Here is a 4,946-nt window from a genome sequence, read left to right on the forward strand (position 1 = left end):
CCTCCGCGGGTGTTGGGCGCCCGGGGGCCCCCCCCCCCGCCCCGGGGGGGCGCCCCCCCGGGGGGGGGGGGGGGGGCCCCGGGGGGGCCCCCCCGGGCCCTCGGTGCGCCAGAACAGGGCGAACGCGACGACCGCGACGACGGCCATGATCGCGACGTACGACCAGTTCGCGGCGGACAGCTTGCCCGCCTCGTCGAGCGCGAGCAGCAGGGTGCCGACCGCGACCGCGAGGAACAGGGTGCCGAGCCAGTCCATGCGGGTGGTGCCCGCGGCGGCCCGCGACTCGCGGGTGAGGGTGGCGACGAGGACCACACCGACCGCGGCGACCGCGGCCATGGTCCAGAAGACCGCGCCGAAGCCGAAGTGGTCGGTGAGCGAGCCGCCGGCCACCGAGTCGACGCCGGCGATCCCGCCGTTGACCGCGGTGATCACGCCGAGCAGGGTGCCGTACGTCTTCGGCGCGCGGACCTCGCTGCGCAGCATGATCAGGCACAGCGGTACGACAGGACCGCTGACGCCCTGGAGCACGCGGCCGACGAACAGCACAGGGACGTTCCCCGCCAGGGCCGAGATGACGCAGCCGATGACCATCAGCGCGAGCATTCCTGCGAGCACCTTGCGGCGGCCGATCAGGTCGCCGAGGCGGGGCAGGAAGAGCGAGAAGACGGCCGCGGAGGTGAAGAACGCGGTCTGGGTGTTGCCGATGGACACCGAGGAGGTGTGCAGCGACGCCGCCATGTCCGACAGCGCGGGGCTGAGCATGCTCGCGTTCAGCTGGAAGGCGAAGCACGCCACCAGCAGGGCGGCCATGAGCGCGCCGACGCGGGCCGGGCGGCCGAAGGCCGGTCCCGGCCCGCCCGGTGCGTCCGCGTCCGCGGGCGCGGGAGAGACGTTCACGCCGTCTCACCGTCCGCGGGGCGGGCGGTCGTGCCGTCCAGGGCGGTGTCAGCGGCGTCTTCCGAGGCGTCTTCCGGTGCGTCCTCCAGGGCGACTTCCGCGGCGAGCGCGGTCGCGTCGCCGTCCGGGTCGCCGCCCTCGCCGATGCGCTCCAGCGCGTCCACGACCAGGGCCCAGAAGCGCTCGTGGTCGAGCGTGACGGCGACCTGGGTGCGGCAGTCGTCGGGGGCCGGGCGGCGGAAGTCCGCGACCGTCATGCCGACGGTGAGCGAGCCGTGCAGCTCGATGTCGACCGGAGCCCTGCGCGTGGTCATGACGTCGGGGTCGATGACGTAGGCGACGGCGCACGGGTCGTGCACCGGCGGGTGCTCGAAGCCCTGCGCCTCCAGATACATGTCGCCGAAGAAGTCGAGCAGGTCGCCGACGAACCGGGCCGGACGGGTGCCGACGGCGGCGATCCTCTCGCGGACCTCCGGCGTGGCCAGCGCCTGGTGGGTCAGGTCGAGGCCGACCATCGTGACCGGCCAGCCGGCGTTGAAGACGATGTGCGCGGCCTCGGGGTCGATGATGATGTTGAACTCGGCGACCGCGCTCCAGTTGCCCTCGTGGTAGCCGCCGCCCATCAGGACGACCTCGCGCACCCGCTCGGCGATGCGCGGCTCCTTGCGTACCGCCATGGCGATGTTGGTCAGCCCCGCGGTCGGCACGATCGTGATCTCGCCCGGCTCGTGGGCCATGACGGTGTCGATGATCAGGTCCACCGCGTGCCGGCGGTCCAGCTCGAACGACGGCTCGGGCAGCACCGGGCCGTCCAGACCGGACTCGCCGTGGATGTCGGGGGCGGTCTCGATCTCGCGGACCAGGGGGCGGGGGTTGCCCGCCGCGAACGGTACGCCCGTGATCCCGGCGATCCGCGCCACCGACAGGGCGTTGCGGGTCACCTTCTCCAGCGTCTGGTTGCCGACCACGGTGGTGACGCCGACCAGCTCCACGCCGGGGCTGCCGTGGGCCAGCAGCATGGCGATCGCGTCGTCGTGTCCGGGATCGCAGTCGAGGATGATCTTCCTGGTCAACGTGAGCCCCTTTGCTCGGCCGGGACGGTGTGCGGATGCGCGCCGGACGGTGCCGGCGGCGGAACCTTGGGAACGATGACCGGGGCGCTACGGCACCGGAGCCCCGATGACGGATGCGGTGCCGTCCGCCCGGATGCCCGTGCGGGGTACCTCATGTCAGCGGGTTGCCGCTGGTCCGAGCACATGGCAGGCGAGGCCTGGCGGATGGGCGCGGTCAGCGCGACACGCCCCCGAAGTCGGATCGGCCGGGTCCGGACCGCCCCTTGGAGGGCCTTTCGCGTACCCACGGTCACGACGTTGGGAAATCGTTCTCCGATGAGGGTGCGGACGTTGGCCTCATGTTGTCAATGCTTGAGACGCACCTCACGTTCCTGCCTGGTCACCGTGGTGGTGAGATCACATCAGGGGCCCTCCCCCGGGCGGATTCGAGTGATAACGTTTGCCGCCATCAAGGGTGATGGGGTCCGCCGTGCGGCGGCCCGCGGTGAGCGAGGAGGCCCCCCGGTGGACGAGGTGACCCTCAAAGACGTGGCGTCGCGCTCCGGCTGCTCGGTGTCGACGGTCTCCCGCGTGCTCGCCGGCACGCGGCCGGTCGGCGAGGAGATCGCGGCCCGGGTGCGGGCCGCCGCCCGGGAACTCGGATACGTGCCCAACCAGGTCGCGCGCTCGCTGCGCAGCCGGTCCACGGGCACCGTCGGCCTCGTACTGCCGCAGATCACCAACCCGTTCTACCCCTCGCTGGTCCGCGAACTGACCCACGTCCTGCACGGCTACGGGCGAGCGGCGCTGCTCGCCGACAGCGACGACGACCCCGGCGTGGAGGCGGGCAGGATCGCCGACCTGCTGGGCAGACGGGTCGACGCGCTGCTCGTGGTGCCGGTCGACGCACGGCTCAGCAGGACCGCGGTGGCCGACGCGGCCGAGCGGGTGCCGCTCGTGCTGCTCGACCGCGGCTGCGGGCCCGGCGTCGCGGACCTCGTGGCGGTCGACAACGCCGCCGGAATCGCCCTGATCCTGGACCACCTCGCGGCCACCGGCCGCCGCAGGCCCTGCTTCATCGGCGCCTCGGGCACCGACTCGGCCGCGGCCGAGCGCCGCGCCGCCTTCGACGCGGGCGCCGGTGCGCTCTTCCCCGGCGGCGGGCGGGCCCCGGCCGAACTCGGGGACTTCTCCGTCGCCTGGGGCCGGGCCGCCGTCGACCGCCTGTGGCCCTACCGCCCGGACGCCGTGGTCTGCGCCAACGACCTGATCGCCATCGGCGCGCTGCAACGCCTCGGAGAGCTGGGCGCCGACGTGCCCGGCGAGGTCGCGGTGACGGGCTTCGACGACATGCCGATGGCCGCGCTCACCGCGCCCGGCCTGACCACCGTCCGCCAGCCGGTGCACGAACTCGCGGCCGAGGCCGCCGCGTTGCTGGCCAAGGGGCTCGACGGCGGCGGCCCCGCGATCGGCCGGGCCACCGCGGGGGCGCCCGGCGGCCGGGCGGTGCGCACGGTGCGGCTCGCGCCGGAGCTGGCGGTACGGGCCTCCAGCGTCCCGGCGGCGGCAGCCGCGGTGTCCCCGTCCCCGCAGCCCGCGGCCGGCGACGCGTCCGCGCCGGACCACCCGCCTTCGTCCGGCGATCCGTTCACGCCGGGCCACCCACCGTCGTCAGGTGAGCGGCCGTCGTCCGCCGATCTGTCGTCGTCCGGCCGGTCCGTGGCGCCGGACCGCCGCCCGGCCGGTTCCGCGCCCGGGCCGCGCCCCCATGACCGCAGTGCCCCAACAGCGTGAGGAACCAGCAGTGATCGCCGTCGTCGGAAGCCTGAACCTCGACCTCGTCGCCCCGGTGCCGCGGCACCCCGTGCCGGGGGAGACCGTGCTGGGCGGGGACATCGCCCAGCACCCCGGCGGGAAGGGCGCCAACCAGGCCGTCGCGGCGGCGCGCCTCGGCGCCCGGGTCGCCTTCGTCGGCCGGGTCGGGGACGACGAGGCCGGCCGGGTGATGGCCGACGCGGTCGAAGGCCAGGGCGTCGACACCACGTACGTACGTACCACCGCGGGCACCCCCACCGGCCGGGCGATGATCGCGGTCTCCCCGGCCGGGGAGAACAGCATCATCGTCAGCCCCGGAGCCAACTCCCGCCTCACGGCCGCCGACTGCGAGGCCGCCGCGGACGTGCTGCGCGGGGCGGCCGTCACCGTCCTCCAGCAGGAGGTCCCGGACGGGGCCAACCACGCCGCTGCCCGGCTCGCGGGCGGGACGGTGCTGTACAACCCGGCGCCGGTGACACAGGGCTCGACCCCGCCGCCCCACGTCGACCTGCTGGTGCCCAACCGCACCGAACTGGCCGCGCTCACCGGGTCGGACGTCCCCCGCACCACGGACGAGGTCGTCGCCGCCGCCCGGAGGCTGCGCGGCGCGGGCGCGGTCGTCGTCACCCTCGGCGGCGACGGCGTCCTGCTGCTGGAGGGCACCGCGCATCTGCACCTGCCCGCCTTCCGCGTTCGGCCGAAGGACACCACCGCGGCGGGGGACTGCTTCTGCGGCGCGCTCGCGGTGGCGCTCTCGGAGGGCAGATCCCTCGAGGAGGCGGCCCGCTGGGCCTCGGCCGCCGCGGCTCTGAGCACCACCCGCGCGGGCGCCCAGTCGTCCCTCGCGACACGGGACGAGGTCGAGGAGTTCCTCAGCCGGCAGGGGTGACGACTTGTCGGCTGAGGCCGATGATCCGCCCAGTCCTGTCGGCTGAGCCCGATGTTCCGCCGGGTTCTGCCGGCCGAGGCCGCTGTTCCACCGGGTCCTGTCGGCTGAGCCCGCTGTTCCGCCTAGTGTGTTCGCCCGCTGCGAGGTGGACGGGCCCGTTCTCCGGACGCGCGTCCGCCGGGAGCCGGGGGGGGGGGGGGGGGGGGGGGGGGGGGGGGCGCCGCCCCCCCCCCCCCCCCCCCGGCCCCCGGCCCCGCCCCCCCCCCCCCCACCCCCCCCCCCCGCGCCCCCGG

General features: G+C 75.2%; 4 protein-coding genes. 2 read left to right on the forward strand and 2 right to left on the reverse strand.

The window, feature by feature from the left end:
* Nucleotides 1-897, reverse strand: an 897-nt coding sequence (locus tag LCE31_RS23245) for an MFS transporter (protein ID WP_374118529.1), incomplete at its 3' end; no start/stop codon positions are given.
* Entirely contained in the window at nt 894-1,970 is a 1,077-nt protein-coding gene (gene uriH / locus LCE31_RS23250) for a uridine-preferring nucleoside hydrolase UriH (protein WP_225017186.1), read from the reverse strand. The genes LCE31_RS23245 and uriH, both read right to left, overlap by 4 nt.
* 504 nt (nt 1,971-2,474) lie before the next feature.
* On the opposite strand from uriH, the gene LCE31_RS23255 reads away from it, so the two are divergent.
* A complete protein-coding gene (locus tag LCE31_RS23255) occupies nt 2,475-3,743 on the forward strand; it encodes a LacI family DNA-binding transcriptional regulator (protein WP_225017188.1) in 1,269 nt (422 codons plus the stop codon).
* 10 nt (nt 3,744-3,753) lie between these two features.
* Nucleotides 3,754-4,653, forward strand: a complete 900-nt coding sequence (gene rbsK / locus LCE31_RS23260; RefSeq protein ID WP_225017190.1) for a ribokinase — start codon at nt 3,754-3,756, stop codon at nt 4,651-4,653.
* The last annotated feature ends 293 nt before the right edge of the window (nt 4,654-4,946 follow it).

The sequence above is a fragment of the Streptomyces sp. 8L genome (assembly GCF_020176795.1).
In the GTDB taxonomy this organism is placed as follows: Bacteria; Actinomycetota; Actinomycetes; order Streptomycetales; family Streptomycetaceae; genus Streptomyces.